This window comes from Paenibacillus sp. TC-CSREp1, from assembly GCF_050171015.1.
In the GTDB taxonomy this organism is placed as follows: domain Bacteria; phylum Bacillota; class Bacilli; order Paenibacillales; family Paenibacillaceae; genus Paenibacillus; species Paenibacillus silvae.
In genome coordinates this window covers 1-21,186 of sequence record NZ_JBNOKM010000009.1, presented here as the reverse complement: position 1 = coordinate 21,186, position 21,186 = coordinate 1, and the positions used below count along the sequence as shown (strand labels likewise).

Sequence of the window (21,186 nt, the reverse complement as noted above, 5' to 3'; positions counted from 1 at the left end):
GTCGGTCATCTTTAATATCCTAACTTAATATTGTAAAAACAGTACCACCTTCATGTTAACGCAATGTAAAAACACCTGAAAAAGACCCAGGTTGCTCCTTGCCACCCAGGCCCCTTCTTCAGCAGAAAAGCTCATTCACAGCTCTGCTTGCTCTGCAATCATGCTCTTCAGTTTCAGTTGAATATGCTCTGCCACTTGCCCCGCCTGGTCACCCTCATGAGCGATATTCTCTACAATACTGGATAGCGCATGCACCGCACCATTTAACTTGCCAAACACAGCGGCTCCTTGCTGCACAACCACCGCACTGCCATCAATCTCGGCTCCATTGGTTTGAATAAGTGATACGGTCTGCTGAGTCAAGCTCTCGATACCCAGAAGCAACGAGGACAGCTTCTCAGCGAATTCCTGCGTCTGCTTGGCAAGAGCTCTGACCTCTCCTGCAACGATCTGAAACCCTCGTCCATACTCTCCGGCATGAGCCGCTTCAATGGACGCATTCAAAGCCAGCAGCCCGCTCTGATCAGCCAACGTGCGAATGGAACGCGCCATATCCGAGCCAGCCTTGATCGATTCAAGCATCTGACTGGCATGTTTCCCCTGGATGCCCATATGTTCATGGACCTGGCTGTAAGATGTTTCGACCTGCCGCAGGCGGCCTTCTCCCTCGTTGGACAAGACAATCATCTGTCCTGCTCCCTGCACAGTCTGATTCGCTGCTTGCACCAGCCTCGTTACCGCCTCGTGAATCCGGGCAATCTCCCGTCCGCTCTCCGTCACCGTGCGTATGCGGTCTGCCGATGCTGCCTGCTGCAGCTTGCGGGAGAGCATCATCACATCACGCATCGTAAGCACACCAACCAGACGGCCCTGCTCCGTTACAAGCAGACAATCGTAAAAGTGCTCCTCATCTCGCCGCAATGCAGCATCAATGATGGCTGCAGGCTCCATATGTATATCTACAATAACCGGAGATGTATTCGCCGTATTAATGATCGGTTTGCGATAGAATAAATCCGCAGCAAACCGGCCATTCAGTAAACGATACAAGTTCTCCCGCATCATCAAACCTGTCGGCTTCATCTGCTTATCACATAACACAATACACGGATGTTCACGGCCATCATTCAGCATCGCTGCTGCTTCTCCGCATGTCGTGTTCTCCTGAGCTGTAGGTACCTGACGACAATATTCATATATAGATATGTTGTTCTCTTCTATAGCTCCGTTACTCTCTTCTATGCGAACGTTATTCTCTTCCTGAAGAGGGGGTGTAGTCTGTTGGTAGGATTTCATCTCAGGCCGGGGAGGCTCCTGCTCCACATTTTGCGACACCTCTCCTGGTGTTACATGCTTTTGTTTATACTTCTGTTGTTTATCCTTCTGCTGGTTATCTTTTTGTTCGTTCATATTCTGTTCCTGCTCTTGAGGTGCATCCCTCAGAACTTCGGGTCTTCCTTCTAAAAGCATGGGCATAATTGCGCATCTCCTTTACGTGTTAACTCCGCCCCAAGATATAATCGTAGGTACAAAGTATCACTTGGATGACTTCATGCTACTCCCTATTAATAAAGGAAATTCTTCCTTTGTGTAAAAGAAACGTAAAATAAAACTCCCCGATCATTTAGCTAGAATGATGGGGAGTTTTTCTTTTGACAACCAATTTATAACCTACACCACGAATCGAATCGATATGAACCGATTCGGGATCAAGCTCCAGCTTTTTGCGTAACGAGCTGACATGTACATCGACGGTTCGCTGGCCTCCGATATAATCAAACCCCCACACCGCATTCATCAGATCATCACGGGTGAGAACAACACCAGGTTTCTTCGCGAGATATAACAGCACTTCAAATTCCTTTGGACGAAGGCTGATGGATTGTCCCCCTAAAGTGACTTCGTACTTTAACGGATAAATCTCGAGTTCACCCAGAACGATGCGCGAGCCATCCTTGTCCTCGGGCTGTGGCAGTTCATCGCCATTGGAATAACGTCTGAGCACTGCGTCTACTCTTGCAAGCAGTTCGGATACCCCAAAAGGTTTTGTAATGTAATCATCAGCACCTGACTTCAACCCTTGCACAACCTCGGCTTCACCGTTCTTGGCTGTAAGAATGATGACAGGTGTGCTCACTCCCTGAATCCGCAGCTTGTTCAGAATATCCAGACCGTTCATGCCCGGAAGCATCAAATCCAGTAGAATCAGATCAAAATCCTGCGACAAGGCCCGGTCATAGCCTGCTGACCCATGGTCCTCTGCCGTTACGTCATAACCTTCCTGTGTCAGGTTGTACGTAAGCAATCTCGATAATGTCGGTTCATCTTCAATAACCAGCAAACGCTGCGCCATGATACCCCTTCTCTCTTCATAGGTTGTCTGTTGCCACAACACTTTTTTTATCATAGCACTTATTTGTTAACGCTGTGTAAAGATAAATATTCATTTTACATTTTGCTCCCTGATACCTATAACTTCTTGTTTGAAGTAAACTAGTTTTCTTCCTCCTGAATTAATGGCAAAGTGACACGGAAGGTGCTGCCCATGCCCAGTTCACTCTCCACGGAAAGCTTGCCGTGATGCAGCTCGACCAGATGTTTTACGATGGAAAGCCCAAGCCCTGTGCCGCCCGAATTACGTGATCTGCCCTTGTCCACTCTGTAGAAGCGTTCAAAGATTCGCGGCAAATCTTTTTTCGGTATGCCGATTCCGGTGTCTGACACTGCGAAAACAACCTGTTCTTCCTCACTCGTCTCATCCATCTTCACCTGAAGCTTAACTCTGCCCCCCTCAGGGGTATAATTGATCCCGTTCGATAACAGATTAATGAAAATTTGCTTCATTTTATCCTCATCTGCTTCGATATACAGCTCTTCTGGCACATTCATCTCCAGACGAATCTGCTTTTTCTCCGCCACCTTGGACAGCGTTCCCAGCACCATCTCGAAAAAGGAGTGCACATGCACAGGCGAACATTCCAAAGGTGCACGTTTGGATTCAATCTTCGATAATTCCAGAATATCTCCGATTAACCGATTGAGTCTGTCACCTTCATCATAGATAATCTTCAGGAAGGAACGCTCCGTTTCCTTATCCTGTACCCCACCGCTTAGCAAGGTTTCAGCAAAACCCTTAACCGCTGCGACAGGTGTTTTGAGTTCATGAGATACGTTGGCAACAAACTCGCTGCGCATCGACTCCAAACGGCGAATCGCGGTGACATCCTGCAATAGAAATAACATGCCGCGATAACCGCCGTGATCCTCGTACATCGGCACTCCATCCATACGTATCAAGCGTTCTTCCGGGCTAAAAACACTCACTTCCTCGTGCATACGCTCCTGAAGAGCAACACTCTCTTCAATGGTACGTGTCAGCTCGTAATGGCGCTTGAGTTCCGTATAGGGCTTGCCTGTCACTTTTGTTGCCTGAATCGAGAGCATCCGCTCTGCTTCGCGATTGACCAGTGCAATAGATTGCGCTGCATCAATCAGTATGATCCCACCCGTCATATTCGCGAGTACACTTTGAAGCAGCGCTTCATTATCTCGAATCGTCTTGAGCTGCGATTGCAAGCTATCTGCCATTCCATTAATGGCAAGCCCAAGCTGACCGATTTCGTCTCTGCGCGTAACCTTCACACGAGCATCGTATTCCAGCTTGGTGATTCGATGAGCCACCTTGGTGATATGCTCGATCGGGGACGTCAGACCACGGGCTACCCTGTAGCTGACAAGTGCCACAATCAGAAACAGCAGTCCAAGCGCGCCGAACATAATCATCCATCCACGCTGAAGCCCCTGATCTACCGCCTGAAGGCTCATGGACAAACGAATGTAACCATCGAATTTACCGCTCGGCATCTCGATCATGTCACTTTGATCGGAATTTACAGGCAGTGCAACATACAGCATATCCTGTCTTAACGTTTCACTGTAACGAATGGACTGTCCATAACTGCCGTCTACAGCCGTCCGAATCTCCTCACGATTCAGGTGATTATCCATCGTGGCCGGGTCACTTTCCGAGTCTCCAATCACGACACCATCTTTATTGATAAAGGTTACTCGCGAATCGGTGAGACGATCCAGTTCCAACGCTCGGTCCGAATAGTATTTGCGCGTTGCTGCTGATGTCGGATCAGACGCGTCATGAAACGGAAACGTTGCTTTGAGCAAATTAATCTCACGCACCATCGTTTGCTCCAGTGCATTGATATGGGTTGTTTTGAAAACTCTGCCCATCGTATATCCGGCTACAATGACCGATAAGCCAATCAGTATCATCATAATCAGGGCCAGGCGAATGCGAAACGGTCTCATTAATCTCTTCCTTCTGCTATATTTTATCCGTTGAACAAGACAATTTACATTGCCACTCCGATGACAGAATAACCTTCCAATCACTGTTATCCCCAGATTTTTTTGATTCCCTTTTCCAAGGAAAAAATTCGGTGATAAAGGTGAACGCTTCGCTTTTTCAGGTTTTTTCTGTCCTCTCCGTTCATAGTGTAAATAAGTAAACTCAAATGATGAAAATACGCTGTATTTTATCAGCTAAGTTCGGTGCGGTCACCGCGTGTCGTGGGATGTGAAATGACCAGAAATTCAACGTCTGCCTCACTTTGATTTTGCATCTGATGCGGCGCTCCCGGTGGAATTTCAATACCTTCATGCGGCTCCAATACGTACGTTACTCCGTCAAGCTCCATGCAAGCCTTGCCACTAAGGATAAAAAAGAACTGGCGGCTCTTGCTATGCACATGTCTTGTTTCTGCAGTTCCGGCTGGCATTCGTTCATGAATTACGCTCAGCGTTTCACCTTGAACCAGGTGCCAGCCATCACATTGCGCTCCCCATATATAGTGTGCTGCCTCTTGCTTGCTAATTTTCATATGAGTGCCTCCTTGTAACTTGTCCGATCTATCATATCACATTAAAATATCATAGAAATGTCAACGCGGAACCGGATTTGTGTAAAGTCATTCCCACCAGCCAGAACAAAAAGACGGAACGCTGTGAATCCTTCAGCGCTCCGTCTATATCTCTGTGAACTCAACTCTGTTTCTTTTCTCTCCCGGCATCCTCATATAAGCCTGTACTTTAACCGTTGACGACTTCGCCACCGTTCACATGAATGACCTGTCCGCTAACATAAGAAGAGTCATCGGATGCAAGATACACATAGGCTGGAGCCAATTCATCCGGCTGTCCCGGCCGTTTCATCGGCTGAGTTGCTCCGAATTCACTCACTTTTTTCTCATCAAACGTTGATGGAATGAGCGGTGTCCAGATCGGGCCCGGGGCCACGGCGTTAACACGAATACCCTTTTCAATCAGATTCATCGACAAGGAACGGGTAAACGACGTAATCGCTCCTTTGGTGGAGGAGTAATCCAGCAGTATTGGATTTCCTCGATAAGCGGTAATGGATGTTGTATTAATCACTGTACTGCCTTGTTTCAGATGTGGCAGGGCTGCCTGTGTAATATAAAACATACCGAAAATGTTGGTGCGGAATGTTTTTTCCAGCTGCTCTGGCGTAATGTCCTCCAGATTCTGCTGCGGATGCTGCTCGGCAGCATTGTTAACGACAATGTCCAGTTTGCCAAGTTCATCTATAGTCTGCTGCACACTTTTCTTGGCGAAGCTCACATCACCAATATCACCCGCAATCAGAATACATCTGCGTCCTTCCTGTTCGACTTGATGTTTGGTTTCCTTAGCATCCTCATGCTCACTCAAGTATACAATGGCCACATCGGCGCCTTCCTTTGCATACGTAACTGCAACTGCCCGTCCTATTCCACTGTCACCACCTGTGATCAAAGCTACTTTGTCTAACAGCTTTCCAGCCGCTTTATACTGTGGTTTCTCAAACTCCGGCTTGGGTTTCATGTCAGCTTCAATTCCAGGACGCTGGTCCTGATGCTGTGCAGGCATAGTTTTCTCATTCTGTGTAGTCGTGCTCGACATTGAACTCTCTCCTCTCAGTATGATCATGTTTCACTTCGTAGGATGGCATGAACCGACCAGATTATTCTTCTGTCAATCAACGGCATCATCATTTCTGTATGCCGCTTCTATCGTTACTTACCACTTTTATGGAAAATTAAACAAACATGAATCGAGAATAGAGTGATTCTAAACATTTGAAAAATTTTCAATTCCACCTTTTTACTGATTCAAAGTGTATTCCTATGCAGGTGGGGCTGATGTACAATGTAAAATATACGGATTGTTCCCAGAAATCATTCAGTCATGTGGCTCGAGTATTTCATCACTCATCTCATGGATGAGACTAATTTATTGGACATGGAGATCTGAACATGGAATCGCATATCAATTCATACATTACACTTGTAACGACATCAGCTGTGCTGAATCTGTTTCTGTGTATGTATACTTTTTTCAGAAGAGCTCATTTTCCAAGTGCCCACCTTTTTATTCTGTACACCGCTTCCCTGTCCGTTTATACCTTCGGATACGCGATCGGTCTGGCCAGCAATACTTTGGAGCAGATGAAGTTCTGGAATATTATCCAGTATATTGGCATGCCTGTCTCTGCTCCGCTAGGTCTGCTTTTGATGATCAGGTACACGGGTAAAAAATTATCCAAACTGCAGACATCAGCTCTGTTTATCATTCCCGCCATTACCGTATTTATGGTTACTACGAATGATTGGCATCACCTTTATTACAAAAGAGTATGGCTGCTTGAGAACAGTAAAGTGCCCATTATGGCTATGGATATTGGTCAGTGGTACGTCGTTCATGGTGCATTTACCTTCTCTTGTCTTTTGTGTGCTGGTCTTATATTAATTGGTCAATGGCGGCACACGAAAAAAATGTATCGCCGGCAGCTGCTTACATTGATTGCTTCACAGATTATTCCTATGGTTGCCGCATTTGTGTACTTGCTCGGCTTGACCCCGTTTGGTCTGGACCCTGTTCCTATCCTGATGTGTGTCACATCGACCATGTATATTTGGGCCATTTTGTCCTCTCGCCTGCTGACGATTGTGCCGATAGCAAAAGAAAGCATTTTTGAAAGCATGCGTGAAGGCGTTATCGTGCTGGACAGTTCATATCGTCTCGTGGATTTCAACCGATCGCTGCGGCTTTTGCTGCCTGAAATTCAAACAACAATGGTTGGGCGACCTCTGAATGACATCTGGCTTGAGCTCGCAGGAGAAACCTTCCCCGTTGAGTATGGCAGAGAGGGACTTCAAACGGACCTGTACTGGCAATTCAATGGTGAAACCGTCTGTTATCAGGTCAGGACATCGTATGTTTATAATAAAAGCTCTGAGGCTGTTGGCATTCTTATTATGCTGATTGACATTACGGAGCAGCGCTTCCTTGAGGAGCAGCTGAAGCAGCTCGCTTATTTTGACGGGTTAACCAAAATCTATAATCGTACTCAATTTCTGTACAAAGGCAGAGAATTGCTGAGCGAGGCTCGGCTTAATCTGCAACCGATCTCCTTTATACTGTTCGATATTGACCATTTCAAACGCATTAATGATACATATGGACATGATGTCGGGGATCAGGCCATTATTCACGTCGTATCCGTATGTAATCGCTACTTAAGCTCCGAAATGTTATTTGCCCGTTACGGGGGTGAGGAGTTTGTGATTGCCCTGCCCAATATGACACTTCAGGACGCACATGATCAAGCAGAACAGCTGCGAACCGCATTGTTAAGTGAACCTCTTGAGGTAGAAGGCAAGAAAGTACCCCTGACATCCAGCTTTGGTGTGGCCCAGTGTGACAATGACTCAGATACCCTTGAATCCTTGCTGCGTGATGCAGATCATGCCTTGTATGAGTCGAAACGACACGGCCGCAATACGGTAAGCGTTCATGCTGTAAATGCCGTGTAGCAAGGATTCCCGAATGCAAAACAGACAGCCCCTGTGGCTGTCTGTTTTGTTATAATGCTCTACATACAGCGGGCTGTACCTGCTGATCACTCAACCCTGCTGCCTATAGAATTTTAAAATCATGCACACGGTTTGCATTTATACAGTACGTTTTTCCTTATACTGCTTGTCCCCAATTGTTGCAAACGCTTCACCATCATTTTATAGCTAGATTAAAAGATTGTTCTCTCTACCATCAGATACACCATGATCAAAAGGAACACAGCGAGTAAAGTGCTGAACATACGAATTTTGCTTTGTTGTGGCGTTACATCCTGATTATTTTTGACACCCTCTGCTGCCAGACGCAGCGGTTTACCCATAATTCCGCCAATTGCCGCAATAGCGAGAAGCAGTACAACGACTACAGCCATCCACATATGGGAGTAATTCCCTTTGGTCATCAGATAACCACCTGTCAGAAGCTGAATAACAAGTGCATATTGTGCAATTTTGTTCAACGTACGAAGTGACGCAAATGCTCCCTCCTGCGCTGCTGCACTTAATGTGCGAATTTTTCCAACTGCAAATGGCAGGATCAGATAGAATCCCATAGCCAGCGCTCCGACGATATGGAGCAGATACATAATCATTGTCAAAATTTTCATCCTCCTCAACATTTTCGGTGTGCTGTACATCACATCTTATTATACTGGGGAACTTATCCAAAGAAAAGAAAACCTCCGCGTTTACGGAGGTTTTCTCACTTTCTCTGTTCAAAAAGTCTTCAAACTTAGATATTAACAATTGAAATGACATTACGTACCGAATTGGCAGACGTATCAAGCGCTGCTTTTTCTTCCGCAGTCAGCTCCAGTTCGAAGATTTTTTCGATCCCGTTACCACCCAGAATGGTTGGTACACCGAGGAACAGATCATTATATCCATACTCACCTTCAAGATAAGCAATGACTGGAATAATGCGTTTTTTGTCTTTCAAAATAGCCTCGGTCATCTGAACCAGCGAAGCCGCCGGAGCATAATAAGCACTGCCGTTACCCAGCAGGTTTACAATTTCTCCGCCGCCTACACGGGTACGCTGCACGATCGCCTCAATACGATCTGCCGGGATCAGGGTATCAATCGGAATACCGCCTACACTCGAATAACGAACGAGCGGCACCATATCGTCACCATGACCACCAAGCACAAAGCCGCGAACGTCCTCTACGGATACATTCAGCTCCTGCGCAATGAACGTACAATAACGGGCAGTGTCGAGAACACCGGACTGTCCAATCACGCGGTTTTTCGGAAAACCGAGTGACTGGTACGCCGCATACGTCATTGCATCTACCGGGTTGCTCAGAATAATGACGATGGAATCAGGGCAATATTTTTTCACATTTTCACACACGGACTTCACAATGCCTGCGTTCGTATTCACCAGATCATCACGGCTCATGCCCGGCTTGCGAGCAATTCCAGCGGTGATAATGACAATCTCCGAACCAGCTGTATCTTCATAGTTGGAAGTTCCCACGATATGGCTGTCGAAACCTTGCACAGGGCTGGCTTCCATCATATCGAGCGCTTTGCCTTTGGTCGGGTTCTCCAGTTGAGGAATATCAACCAGTACAACGTCCCCAAGTTCCTTCTGGGCAAGCATCAGTGCAGTCGTAGCACCGGTAAAACCGGCACCGACAACTGTGATTTTTTTGCGCTGAATAGTCACGATTCACATCTCCCCTTACAGGTTTTTGTTACAGGTTGCTAATGATTTGATCAGCGAATTCGGAACATTTCACTTCAGTTGCGCCGTCCATCAGACGTGCAAAGTCATAAGTTACTGTTTTATTGTTAATGGAGGTTTCCATACCTTTGTAGATCAGGTTAGCTGCTTCTTGCCAGCCCAGGTGCTCAAGCAACATTACGCCGGACAGAATTACGGAACCAGGGTTCACGACATCTTTATCCGCGTATTTCGGTGCAGTACCGTGTGTTGCTTCGAAGATGGCATGTCCAGTTACGTAGTTGATGTTCGCCCCTGGTGCGATACCGATTCCGCCAACTTGTGCTGCAAGCGCGTCCGACAGGTAGTCACCGTTCAGGTTCAGCGTTGCAATGACATCGAACTCACCCGGGCGAGTCAATACTTGTTGCAAAGCGATATCGGCAATGGCATCTTTTACGATGATTTTACCAGCATCTTCTGCTGCTTTTTGTGCTGCATTGGCTGCATCTGTGCCCTCTTTTTCTTTGATCACATCGTATTGTGCCCATGTGAATACTTTGTCGCCAAATTCTGCTTCAGCCACTTCGTAACCCCAGTTTTTGAAGGCACCTTCAGTGAATTTCATGATGTTACCTTTGTGTACAAGTGTAACGCTCTTGCGGTTGTGGTCAACAGCGTATTGTACCGCTGCACGAACCAAACGTTTTGAACCTTCCTCAGATACAGGTTTGATACCAATGCCTGAAGTTTCAGGGAAGCGGATTTTGTTAACACCCATCTCCTGCTGCAGGAACTGGATTACTTTTTTCACTTCTGCAGAACCTTCTGCGTACTCGATTCCTGCATAGATGTCCTCTGTGTTCTCACGGAAGATAACCATGTCTACCAGCTCAGGACGTTTAACCGGGGAAGGTACACCGTTGAAATAACGTACTGGACGCAGGCAAGTGTACAGGTCAAGCTCTTGACGCAGTGCTACGTTCAGGGAACGAATTCCGCCGCCAATTGGTGTAGTCAGTGGTCCTTTGATCGCTACGATGTACTCACGAATGGCCTCAAGTGTATCATTCGGCAACCACTCACCGTATGTATTGAATGCTTTCTCACCAGCAAACACTTCATACCAAGCGATTTTTTTAGTGCCGTTGTAGGCTTTCTCTACCGCTGCATCCAGAACGCGTACAGAAGCTTTCCAGATGTCACGGCCTGTACCGTCACCTTCGATGAATGGAATGATTGGATTATTAGGTACTTGAAGCGTACCGTTATCAATTTGAATTTTTTCGCCTTCAGTTGGGAGTGCAAATTTTTCCAATTTCATAATTACAATTCCTCCTAAGTTTTGGTTTCACAGTATGAAGCATACCACATTATTGCAGGAAGGAAGGGCTGTTGTTACAAGGCAGCACTGCCTCGTACCCGCAAGCCCTTCACCTCATCTATATGATTATACTGTTTTTGCTGTCGTTTAGCGAAGATCAATAGCAACGTACTTTTGATCTGTCGGGCCTGTATACTCGGCACGCGGACGAATGATGCGGTTATCCGCAAGCTGTTCAAGAATGTGCGCTGTCCAACCGGACACACGGCTGATGGCAAAGATTGGTGTGAACAATTCCTGATCAATCTTCAGCTGCGTATAAACCGAAGCGGAATAGAAGTCGACATTCGGCTTCAGTCCCTTTTGACCTGTCACGATCTCTTCAATCTTCACAGACATCTCATACAGGCGTGTATCATTGTTCATCTCGCCCAGCTCTTTGGACATCTTCTGCAAATGCTTCGCACGTGGATCACCGTTTTTGTAAACGCGGTGTCCAAAGCCCATGATCTTCTCGCGGTTGTTCAGTTTCTCCTGAATAGCCGCTTCCAGACGATCCGGTGTACCGATTTCGTCCAGCATTTTCATCACTGCTTCGTTTGCACCACCGTGCAGTGGCCCCTTGAGGGCGCCGATGGCAGAAGTAACACCTGAATAAATATCAGAGAGAGTTGCCACCGTAACGCGGGCAGCAAATGTCGAAGCATTCAGTTCGTGATCGGCATGCAGCACGAGAGCCTGATCAAGTGCTTTTACCGCCGTTTCGGACGGCTCTTCGCCTGTCATCATGTATAAAAAGTTCTCAGCGATGGAAGCGCCTTCTTTCGGCGCCACAGGCTCCTGTCCCTTACGAATACGTGAGATTGCCGCCACAATTGTTGGCAATTGAGCCTGCAGTTTCACCGCTTTGTTTTCGTTTGCTTCCTCTGTCATCACGTCCGCTTGCTCATCATACAGGGCAAGTGCGGATACCGCAGAGCGAAGGGCCGCCATGGTGCTGATGTGTTTAGGATACAATTTAATTTGAGCAATCAACTCGCTCGGAATCGGCGCGTAATCACTCAGGCTTTTGCGAAGTGACTTCAATTCGTCTGTTGTTGGCAACTTGCCAAACCAGAGCAGATAGGCAACTTCTTCAAAACTCGCATGTTCAGCCAAATCATCGATATTGTATCCACGGTATGTAAGCACACCGTCTACAATAGAGCTGATCGAAGAGGTTGTTGCAACGATGCCTTCCAGACCTTTGGTAGCTGTCATATTACATCTCTCCTTTAATAAGCGAAATCAGGAATCATTCAGAGTCATATCAGTGCCGAAGTGCACCTAACCTCATTTGTAAACCGTTTCATTTTAAAAATGACGCAAGTTTCCAAAATACGGTTTTATTATCTGTCAATCGGTATTTACTTATATCATCATACTGGATTTTGTCGTTTATGTGAACATGATGAGAGTTCATTCGCACATCAAACATATTTATCGGCGTGATAAAGCATTTTTGAAAACCTTTACACAAGCAAGGTTGACATTTAATGTGTATTAAACAATTCATAGAAATGCAAAAAATATATTGCTATATTTTGCAAACCTCAGGCATACTCTAGGCAGATGATATGCAAGAGGAAACTCAACTCTGAGGCTGAACACATGTCTTTGGCGTTTCAAAAGCTCGGGATTGCTCTATATTAATTAAGATAAACGCATGATTTACATAAAGGAGAGTTGATCGTTGGACCGAATTCTTGTCAAACGTCTGCTTCGCGGTCTGTGGGTCCTGATTGCCACACTGCTGATTGCCGTTGCAATATATTTGCTGCTCCCGCTGTTATATCCTTTTGTCATTGCCTGGATTATTGCTTATGCCATGAACCCGCTGGTCAAGCTGCTCCAGAACAGGCTTCGATTCCCGCGCTGGCTCGCGGTCACACTGTCACTGATTCTGTATTTTGGTGCGATTGCTGTCATCCTGTCTGCGGCGATCACCCGAATGGTAAAAGAGGTTATTTCACTCACCAACAGCTTTGATCTTCATGTAGACGAGATCAAGGCCACGTTTGTCCGCTGGACACAGAACGATACGATTCAAAGTCTGATCACACAAATTAATGATTTTTACAAGGAAAATCCAAATTATCAGGAAACCATCAATAGCAATATCAGCAAAACAACTGAGACTGTAGGCACAGCAGTGTCTGACCTCGTAACAGGCTTTTTTAACATGATTCTGAATCTGCTGACGTCCTTGCCTAATATGGGCGCTGTGCTGATTGTAGTTCTCCTGTCTACCTTCTTTATCAGCAAAGGCTGGACACGCCATAGCATTACGGTATCCGGCTGGGTTCCGTCCTCTGTTCGCAAGCCAGTCTCCGACATTTGGAATGATCTGAAGAAAGCTCTCTTCGGTTATGTAAGAGCACAGCTTATTATGATCTCGATTACGGCTCTTTTTGTCATGATCGGACTGCTAATTCTTCAAGTCAAATCGGCCTTCACCATCGCACTTCTGATTGGCCTGGTTGACCTGCTCCCTTATCTTGGCGTGGGACTGGTTATGGTACCTTGGGCAGCATATTTGTTCATGAACGGGGACCTGTATCTCGGTATAGGTATTAGTGTCATTTATCTCATCCTGCTTGTAGCCCGCCAGATCATCGAGCCCAAAGTGCTTGCTAGCAGTGTAGGTCTGGACCCGCTTGCGACCCTTGTAGGCATGTTTGTTGGTTTGAAGCTCTTTGGCGTACTTGGTCTCATTATCGGTCCGGTCAGTCTCGTTATCCTCGATGCCTTTAACCGCGCAAATGTACTGCGTGACCTGAGGACCTATATCATTAATGGCAGGGTCCGATAATTCGGATACTAATTAGAAAAAAGGCTCCGTTCCAGACCGTTAAGTCTTTGGAACGGAGCCTTTGGGCGTAAGCATCTACACCGCTTTATTTGGGGCGGCGATAAAAGGTAATGCTGCCGTTTCTCAACTTTTTCTCCAGCCAGCCCAAGAAGAACAGCCGGTAGATTGGACGAGTTAACGGGAAGACCAGCGTAAAGCCGATTATGTCCGTTACAAATCCAGGGATTAACAGCAGGAAGCCACCGACAAAAATAAACAATCCATCGACCATCTTGCGCCCGGGCACCTGCCCTCGCTCCATCTCGGCTCTGGCATCAAACAGCACCTTTCGCCCTTCAAACTGCAGCATGGCTATACCAATCAAGGACGTGAGAATCATAAGAAGCAGCGTTTTTCCGGCCCCGATCCAGTCACTCATCAGAATAAACCCAAACAGCTCAATCACCGGAATGATTAAAAGCAGTACCCACATCCATTTTCGCATTAATATACTACTCCTTTCCTGTAAGCCACACCTTCTCAAGCGAGCTGTATAGCTCAGACGCTGCCTTATCCAGACGAACCGGCTTCCAGTCCCCATTAACCCATACATGCTGGGTGGAGCCTGTAACCAGTCTCTCACCAGGTAGTGTTTCGCCTGATGACCACACACGCACTGAGGTAACTTGTGAATGCTCAAGTGCTTCAGATATACGTCTAACATCATATTCATATGTCAAACGCAGACCGCTAAAAGCAGTGATTCGAGTAAAGATGATAATCTCGTCATCGTAGCGTGCCGGCTTGTGATATTTCACATCCAGCGCGGTTACAGGAAGCAACAGCCCCTGCTCTTCCATTTTACGATATGTATACCCCATTTGGCGAATCATCTCGGTTCGTCCGATCTCAAACCAATTCAAGTAGTTCGCATGATATACAACGCCCATCTGATCGCTTTCCTGATAACGCACACGAAGCTGTGCGGCATACCAACTGCCATTACTCTCTTTTTGCACAGTTCCAGCCTCCTTGGCTCTACCATTCATACGCAATCCAACGTAGAATCGTGTCATTAATATTGAAAAAAGCAACGGGGCACGAACGCCCCATTGCTTCTTTCCTTGTTCCTATTCCAAGCCTGCCCTGATTTAAGCGTTGTTTGGAATTTGGCTTACTTTGATCAGGTTCGTAGAACCTGAACGACCCAGCGGTACACCTGCTGTGATAACAACGAGGTCTCCTTCTTTAACCAGGCCGGATTTCACGCCGCCTTCAATTGCATTTTCGAACAAAGCATCTGTAGAATCTACCAGTCTGCCTTTAACCGGAGTTACACCCCAAGCCAGTGCCAGACGACGGGAAGTTCTGTCTTGTGTAGTCACGGCAATGATCGGTGCTTCCGGACGGTATTTGGAGATCATACGTGCTGTATGACCGGATTCAGTCGAAGTGATGATCGCTTTTGCATTCAAATCCTGAGCGGACAGCGCAACGGATTGGCTGATTGCTTCAGTAACGGTTGTTTGTTGAGCAACACGTTGTTTCAGATACAACTCTTGGTAAGGCAGAGCGGATTCTGCTTTTTCAGCAATGCGTGACATCGTCAGAACGGATTCTACCGGATATTTACCAGCAGCCGTCTCACCAGACAACATGATCGCGTCTGTACCGTCAAAGATGGCATTCGCTACGTCACTCGCCTCTGCACGAGTTGGACGCGGGTTGCGCTGCATGGAATCCAGCATTTGTGTAGCTGTAATTACCGGTTTACCTGCAACGTTACATTTTTCGATCATGCGTTTTTGTACCAGCGGTACTTCTTCAGCAGGAATCTCTACACCAAGGTCTCCACGAGCAACCATCAGACCATCAGACACTTCAAGGATTTCATCCAGGTTGTCCACACCTTGCTGGTTTTCGATTTTGGAGATGATTTGAATATGACCTGCGTTATGTTTTTCAAGCAATTCACGAATTTCAAGCACGTCGCTTGCTTTACGTACGAAAGAAGCCGCGATGAAATCGATACCTTGCTCAATACCAAACACGATATCGTTAGCGTCTTTTTCAGTGATACCTGGCAAGGAAATGGCTACGCCTGGTACGTTAACACCTTTTTTGCTTTTGATCGTACCGCCGTTAACGATACGGCATTTGATCTCTGTGCCTTGTACTTCCACCACAGTCAGTCCGATCAGACCGTCGTCGATCAGAATCGTAGATCCTGCTTCAACATCATTAGGAAGATCTGCATACGTAATGGAAAGACGGTCTTTGGTTCCCAGAATTTCTTCTGTTGTCAAAGTGATGTACTCGTCCTGAACCAGTTCAATCGGCTCAACTTCGAGTTTACCTGTGCGAATTTCCGGTCCTTTGGTATCCAGCAGGATTGCTACAGTTTTGTTCAGTTCTTCACATGCTTGGCGAATCGCTTTGATCCGTCCGCCGTGCTCATCGAAATCACCGTGGGAGAAGTTCAGACGGGCTACGTTCATGCCAGCCATAATCAGTTTCTTGGTATTCTCCAGGGATTCACTGGATGGACCAATCGTACATACAATTTTCGTTTTGCGCATTTTGGGTTTCCTCCGATTTTAAAGGTCTTTCTTTATATCTCTATTTTTCTTTTTCCAACTATTAAATTTACTATACTTTTTCCTATTTGTATAGGAAATTCGTCATATTATTCTGCATTTCCCGACAAATTTCTCACAGGCTCAGCTTGCAGCGGCTGTTCCGATGCTTGAACTTCAATGGATTCTGACCCGGATTGTGGTTCAGCTTCGCCTAGAGACTCGCTTTCTTCAGCGGCTTCTGCCTCGGATGCTGGCGTTTCAAAGGTTACTGAGCCGATTTTGCGGAATTTCTCATATCGGTCCTGCTTCAGCTGTTCTGCACTCCATCCCTTCATCTCTTGCAGATGGCGAACAAGCGCTTCTGAGATGGCTGCTGCAGCTTCATCATAATCACGATGCGCACCGCCGCGCGGTTCAGGAATGATCTCTTCAATAACTTCCATCTCCAACAAGTCTTTGGCCGTAATTTTCATCGCTTCGGCTGCCTGGTCTGCTTTGGATGCATCTTTCCACAGTATTGAAGCTGCCCCGTTCGGAGAAATGGCAGAATAAATGGCATGCTCAAGCATCAGCACACGATTGCCTACAGCCATAGCCAGTGCACCGCCGCTTCCACCTTCACCGATGACAACAACAATGACAGGAACAGACAGCTTGGCCATCTCCATCAGATTGCGGGCAATCGCTTCTGATTGACCTCTCTCTTCTGCAGTATTACCCGGATATGCTCCTTTAGTATCAATAAAGGTAATAATCGGGCGTCCAAATTTGTCAGCCTGTTTCATCAAACGCAGTCCTTTGCGGAAGCCTTCCGGATGAGCACTCCCGAAAAAACGAGCAATATTATCCTTCGTATCTTTACCACGCTGTTGTCCAATAACCGTCACCGTCTGTCCGTTCAGCTTGGCCAATCCGCCAACAACAGCCAGATCATCGCCAAACATACGGTCACCGTGCAGCTCCATAAAGTCGGTAAAAATAAGCTGAATCAGGTCCAGCGCTGTCGGGCGCTGCTGATGACGGGCCAGATGCATTTTCTGAGCTGCCGTAATGCCCGTGTAAATCTCTTCTTCCAGTCTATGATAACGTTCTTCCAGGCGAGCAATCTCTTCAGTGAAATCAATCCCTTTTTCCTGTCCGAACTGAACGAGTTCTTCAATCTTTTTGCGCATCTCAATCAGAGGCGCTTCATATGGCAAACCACCCGCCATTTAGACCCCTCCCTTTTCACTGTGCATATCGAGAAGCTTGCTGAGGGTTGCCCGAAGTTCTTTCCGATGAACAACCATATCCAGCTGACCATGCTGGAGATTAAACTCTGCCGTTTGGAAATCATCAGGCAGCTTCTGGCGTATGGTCTGCTCAATTACAATTCTGCCCGCAAAACCGAATACAGCACCCGGTTCAGCGATATTGATATCGCCCAGGCTCGCAAAACTAGCCGATACTCCGCCCGTTGTCGGGTCGGTAATCACGGAAATATACAAACCGCCCTGCTCGTCCAAACGAGCCAAAGCTGCACTTGTTTTCGCCATTTGCATCAAACTTAGAATACTCTCCTGCATCCGCGCTCCGCCCGAAGTGGAGAAAATGATTAACGGAAGCTTTTTCTCAATCGCCTGCTCAACGGCGCGAGTAATCTTCTCACCTACAACGGAGCCCATACTGCCTGTGAAGAAATCAAAGCTCATCACTGCAACGACAACAGGCAGGCCTTCAATCGTACCTTGTCCCGTAATAACAGCTTCCTTCAGACCGGATTTCAGACGTTGCTGCTCCAGCTTGTTGCTGTATCCCGGAAACCCGAGCGGATCAACCGACACCATATCAGCGTCATACTCCACAAAGCCTTCTTCATCCAGCACCATTGCAATACGCTCCATGGCGTTAAGGCGCATATGGTAGCCGCAGGAAGGACAGACCTTCAGATTTTTCTCCAGTTCCTTGCTATATTGAATCGTGCCGCACTTGCTGCACTTGTTCATGAGCCCTTCTGGTATTTCACGTTTCGGGCGCTCGATGGCTTCCTGACGTTCGCCTGGAACTGCACGCTCGGAAGGTATGGTAGCGTACTTCCGTTTCTTTTGGAATATATCTTTGAACACAACTACACCTCTCCAGCCATTGATTTGATGGCCGCAGTCTGCAGCTCGCTGCAAAACCAGCTTGATCTGCATGCTGCGGTGAACCGCTTACGCTTATCATTCATATGATGCCTTAGACCTGTCCAGCATCCACAACAAAAAAATCCGCCGGTACAAGGCAAAAATCAGCGGTTTCTCTCCGCACAATTGATGTTACCTGCAATAACCGAAAGACTGTTGCGCCTTTGTTTGAATCCGCTTGGCAGAGCCTTTGGGAGCATCACTTCAGGTCTATATCTTAACAAAAAAAGAAGGAAGGACAGCAATACACACATGCAAGTCGATTCCTCTCTCCGCTTTCGCGGTCAGCCCCTTATGTACCCATGGTACTTTGTCATCTGCCAAGGCACTTCAATATCGAGTAAATCAGGAATGCAGAATGGAATTCAACACTTCCTGAACCTCTTCCAATTCCCCAGAAGGGACGCGAATCTCATATTGTTGCTTGGATAAACTGATAGGACGGGTCTGTACCAGAAAACCTTCTTCCGAAAGCTTGGTTTTGATCTTGTCCGCAACCTTTGCTGTCGGCGCAATGTAAATCACCGTCCACATGCCTTGTCCGCCCCCTAAGCTAATGTTCAGAGCCCGTATATTGGACTAATGATACCATACCTCCGTTTTTTTCTGCAAGGAAGGGTTCGGGACCTTTGACGAGAAAATAGGATTATTCGGGACGTTGGCCCCAGCTTGGCGAACAGGATGGTCATAGTGCTGTGATTAAATTCGCAGCTTTTTCAAAACGGGCAAAAGCCTTGCAGGGCAGCTATAGCCGCCCTTGTTCCTCCCGTGCAGCCCAACCGAATGTCCACAGTATGACACATGGTAATTCAGGGGGTTACAGGTCCGAGGGGTACTTTTTGGCTTTAATATTTTTGTGTGCAATTCGGGCAGAGGCGGCTGCCGCAAGCCCTGCAACCAGATCATCCAGAAACACATGTACAGCCGAGCGCTGCTCGTTCAGATCATGAATGACGCCAATTTTCTCTTTGTCCAGATAACCAAAGCTGGTCAAACCAATCATGCCATACACATGTGTTATACCTAAAGCCAGAGTCTCGTCCACTCCATACAGGGACTCATCTGCTTCCATTATGGCTTGTAACGGCTGGGGCAGCAGCTTCTTCTCAGCCAGCTCATCCAGCGCAATGCCGGTGTACAGCGTATACTGCACCTCTCTTTTCTGCAAAACGGATTTTACGCTGGTTACACAGTCGTCCATGGTCAATTCCGGGTGGTACCCTTTTTGCAAACGATATACAATTTCTGCGATCGCATCAATCTGTACACCCCGCCGGGCCAGCATGGCTTCCACGATTTCATATGACATATCTCGACCTCCCGCATCAATCCCCCGAGGTCCTCAAGGTCCTTCGGTGTTCTCAAGTGTATGCAGCAAACTCGCAAAATGTTCATAAAATATGCGAATGTGTCAGGTAAGCAAGGCCACTGTATAAATGAACTTCTCAGTAATCAGCAGTGGACGAAGAGTAGATAGTTTGTATGGATATATAAGTTGAACTATATATTTACACGTGAACGGAGAGGACAAAAAAAACTGAAAAAGCGGAGCGGTCGCCTGAAATCTTTCTGAAGGAAAGCTGCATCGAAAGCATACGCTGTTTATCGTAAGCTACGCTGTTCACCGGATTTTCCCCTTTGGAAAAGGGAATCCAAAAAACCTGGGGATAACCTCTACTCTCCAGGTTGGTCTGTCATCGGATTGTATTGTTTAAAATCTTTAGTTCAACTTATATGGACTGTTAAAAGCATGATGTATACATGGAAATTATGTGCGAGTTGCATAAGCAACGTTGACGAAAAAGACTACGGGGGGAGCTGTTTAACTGACATTGAAAGTGGGAGCGCTGGAATGTGTGACTGGACTTACAGGGATGGCGGTGTGCTCGAATGAGTGACTGGACTTACAGAGATGGAGGAGCACACGAGTGGATTACTGACTAACAAAGATGCCGCAGCTCGAATGGGTGACTGGACTTACGGGAATGCAGGAGCACACAAATGGGTTACTGCCTAACATTGATACGGGAGATCGGATGAGTGATTGGACTTACAGGGATGAAGGAGCACTCGAATGAGTTAATGACTAACAAGGATGCCGCAGCTCAAATCGGTGACTGGATTTACGGGGATGCCGGTGCGCTCGAATGAGTTACTGACTAACAAAGATGCCGCAGCTCGAATGGGTGACTGGACTTACGGGAATGCAGGAGCACACAAATGGGTTACTGCCTAACTGGGATGCCGCAGCTCGAATCGGTGACTGACTTACAGGGACGATGGAGCGCACAAATGAGTTACTGACTAACGGGGATGCGGGAGCTCGAATCGGTGACTGGACTGACGGGAATGCCGGCGCTCGAATGAGTTACTGACTAACGGTGAGGATGGGAATGCTCTGTTAGATATTGCACACTAACGGGGATGTAAAAGGTTATGTGATGCAGGAAAGCGGAGACGACTTACGAACTCGCTAACGATCCCAGATGACGCTATTTACCTCCAAATCGACGTTTAAAAACTCTAACGATTCACAGGGACGTTATTTCATCAAAAAGTAGGACTTTTCGGCGTTTTTCTCTATTTTTCAGCGAAATAACGTTTCTGGTGACACTAGCCATGCAAATAACCTAACATTATAAATTAATATTTTTAGCAATTCTCTTTAACAGTGAAATAAAGAATATA

19 protein-coding genes are annotated in these 21,186 nt (G+C 46.8%); 3 read left to right on the top strand and 16 right to left on the bottom strand.

Annotation, left to right across the window (positions count from 1 at the left end; genetic code table 11):
• Positions 1-135 precede the first annotated feature (135 nt).
• From ACQSGY_RS14885 to ACQSGY_RS14865, 5 genes are all read right to left on the bottom strand, one after another.
• A complete protein-coding gene (locus ACQSGY_RS14885) occupies positions 136-1,476 on the bottom strand; it encodes a methyl-accepting chemotaxis protein (RefSeq protein WP_427052460.1) in 1,341 nt (446 codons plus the stop codon).
• Positions 1,477-1,624: 148 nt separating this feature from the next.
• Positions 1,625-2,353: a response regulator transcription factor gene (locus ACQSGY_RS14880; RefSeq protein ID WP_216513192.1), complete on the bottom strand. Its 729-nt coding sequence runs from the start codon at positions 2,351-2,353 to the stop codon at positions 1,625-1,627.
• Positions 2,354-2,493: 140 nt separating this feature from the next.
• Complete coding sequence (gene pnpS / locus ACQSGY_RS14875) at positions 2,494-4,323, bottom strand: two-component system histidine kinase PnpS (RefSeq protein WP_427052459.1); 1,830 nt, start codon at positions 4,321-4,323, stop codon at positions 2,494-2,496.
• 230 nt (positions 4,324-4,553) lie between these two features.
• Positions 4,554-4,895 carry a cupin domain-containing protein gene (locus tag ACQSGY_RS14870; protein WP_427052458.1) on the bottom strand — a complete coding sequence of 114 codons (342 nt, stop codon included), beginning with the start codon at positions 4,893-4,895 and terminating at the stop codon, positions 4,554-4,556.
• Between the two features lie 208 nt (positions 4,896-5,103).
• The gene (locus tag ACQSGY_RS14865) at positions 5,104-5,976 is read right to left on the bottom strand and encodes an SDR family oxidoreductase (RefSeq protein WP_427052457.1); all 873 of its coding nucleotides are present in this window, start codon (positions 5,974-5,976) and stop codon (positions 5,104-5,106) included.
• A 353-nt stretch (positions 5,977-6,329) separates the two neighbouring features.
• Between ACQSGY_RS14865 and ACQSGY_RS14860 the strand changes: the two genes are divergently transcribed.
• On the top strand, positions 6,330-7,889 hold the full coding sequence (locus ACQSGY_RS14860; protein ID WP_427052456.1) for a histidine kinase N-terminal 7TM domain-containing protein: 1,560 nt from the start codon (positions 6,330-6,332) through the stop codon (positions 7,887-7,889).
• Positions 7,890-8,101: 212 nt separating this feature from the next.
• On the opposite strand, the gene ACQSGY_RS14855 is transcribed toward ACQSGY_RS14860, so the two are convergent.
• The 4 genes from ACQSGY_RS14855 to citZ all read right to left on the bottom strand — a co-directional run bounded on the left by ACQSGY_RS14855 (position 8,102) and on the right by citZ (position 12,184).
• A complete protein-coding gene (locus ACQSGY_RS14855; protein ID WP_289374381.1) occupies positions 8,102-8,527 on the bottom strand; it encodes a hypothetical protein in 426 nt (141 codons plus the stop codon).
• A 134-nt stretch (positions 8,528-8,661) separates the two neighbouring features.
• Complete coding sequence (mdh, locus tag ACQSGY_RS14850; RefSeq protein WP_427052455.1) at positions 8,662-9,603, bottom strand: malate dehydrogenase; 942 nt, start codon at positions 9,601-9,603, stop codon at positions 8,662-8,664.
• 28 nt (positions 9,604-9,631) lie between these two features.
• On the bottom strand, positions 9,632-10,924 hold the full coding sequence (icd, locus tag ACQSGY_RS14845) for an NADP-dependent isocitrate dehydrogenase (protein ID WP_111273158.1): 1,293 nt from the start codon (positions 10,922-10,924) through the stop codon (positions 9,632-9,634).
• A gap of 147 nt (positions 10,925-11,071) precedes the next feature.
• Positions 11,072-12,184 carry a citrate synthase gene (citZ, locus tag ACQSGY_RS14840; RefSeq protein ID WP_184179604.1) on the bottom strand — a complete coding sequence of 371 codons (1,113 nt, stop codon included), beginning with the start codon at positions 12,182-12,184 and terminating at the stop codon, positions 11,072-11,074.
• A 472-nt stretch (positions 12,185-12,656) separates the two neighbouring features.
• Between citZ and ytvI the strand changes: the two genes are divergently transcribed.
• Positions 12,657-13,775: a sporulation integral membrane protein YtvI gene (gene ytvI, locus ACQSGY_RS14835; protein WP_427052454.1), complete on the top strand. Its 1,119-nt coding sequence runs from the start codon at positions 12,657-12,659 to the stop codon at positions 13,773-13,775.
• Positions 13,776-13,860: 85 nt separating this feature from the next.
• Here the strand turns inward: ytvI and ACQSGY_RS14830 are convergent, their stop codons facing one another.
• The 7 genes from ACQSGY_RS14830 to ACQSGY_RS14800 form a co-directional block, all read right to left on the bottom strand.
• Complete coding sequence (locus ACQSGY_RS14830) at positions 13,861-14,265, bottom strand: FxsA family protein (protein WP_145403780.1); 405 nt, start codon at positions 14,263-14,265, stop codon at positions 13,861-13,863.
• A gap of 1 nt (position 14,266) precedes the next feature.
• Positions 14,267-14,803 (bottom strand): acyl-CoA thioesterase, encoded by a 537-nt coding sequence (locus ACQSGY_RS14825; protein WP_427052631.1) that lies wholly within the window; start codon positions 14,801-14,803, stop codon positions 14,267-14,269.
• Between the two features lie 102 nt (positions 14,804-14,905).
• Positions 14,906-16,333 (bottom strand): pyruvate kinase, encoded by a 1,428-nt coding sequence (gene pyk, locus ACQSGY_RS14820; RefSeq protein WP_184179597.1) that lies wholly within the window; start codon positions 16,331-16,333, stop codon positions 14,906-14,908.
• A 107-nt stretch (positions 16,334-16,440) separates the two neighbouring features.
• Positions 16,441-17,544, bottom strand: coding sequence for an acetyl-CoA carboxylase carboxyltransferase subunit alpha (locus ACQSGY_RS14815; RefSeq protein ID WP_427052453.1), 1,104 nt, complete (start codon positions 17,542-17,544; stop codon positions 16,441-16,443).
• Positions 17,545-18,438 (bottom strand): acetyl-CoA carboxylase, carboxyltransferase subunit beta, encoded by an 894-nt coding sequence (gene accD, locus ACQSGY_RS14810; RefSeq protein ID WP_184180413.1) that lies wholly within the window; start codon positions 18,436-18,438, stop codon positions 17,545-17,547.
• 405 nt (positions 18,439-18,843) lie between these two features.
• A complete protein-coding gene (locus tag ACQSGY_RS14805; protein WP_090920220.1) occupies positions 18,844-19,032 on the bottom strand; it encodes a glutamate decarboxylase in 189 nt (62 codons plus the stop codon).
• Between the two features lie 283 nt (positions 19,033-19,315).
• Positions 19,316-19,807 (bottom strand): phosphatidylglycerophosphatase A family protein, encoded by a 492-nt coding sequence (locus ACQSGY_RS14800; RefSeq protein WP_110893739.1) that lies wholly within the window; start codon positions 19,805-19,807, stop codon positions 19,316-19,318.
• A gap of 585 nt (positions 19,808-20,392) precedes the next feature.
• Between ACQSGY_RS14800 and ACQSGY_RS14795 the strand changes: the two genes are divergently transcribed.
• Positions 20,393-20,515: a hypothetical protein gene (locus tag ACQSGY_RS14795; protein ID WP_427052452.1), complete on the top strand. Its 123-nt coding sequence runs from the start codon at positions 20,393-20,395 to the stop codon at positions 20,513-20,515.
• Positions 20,516-21,186: the final 671 nt, after the last annotated feature.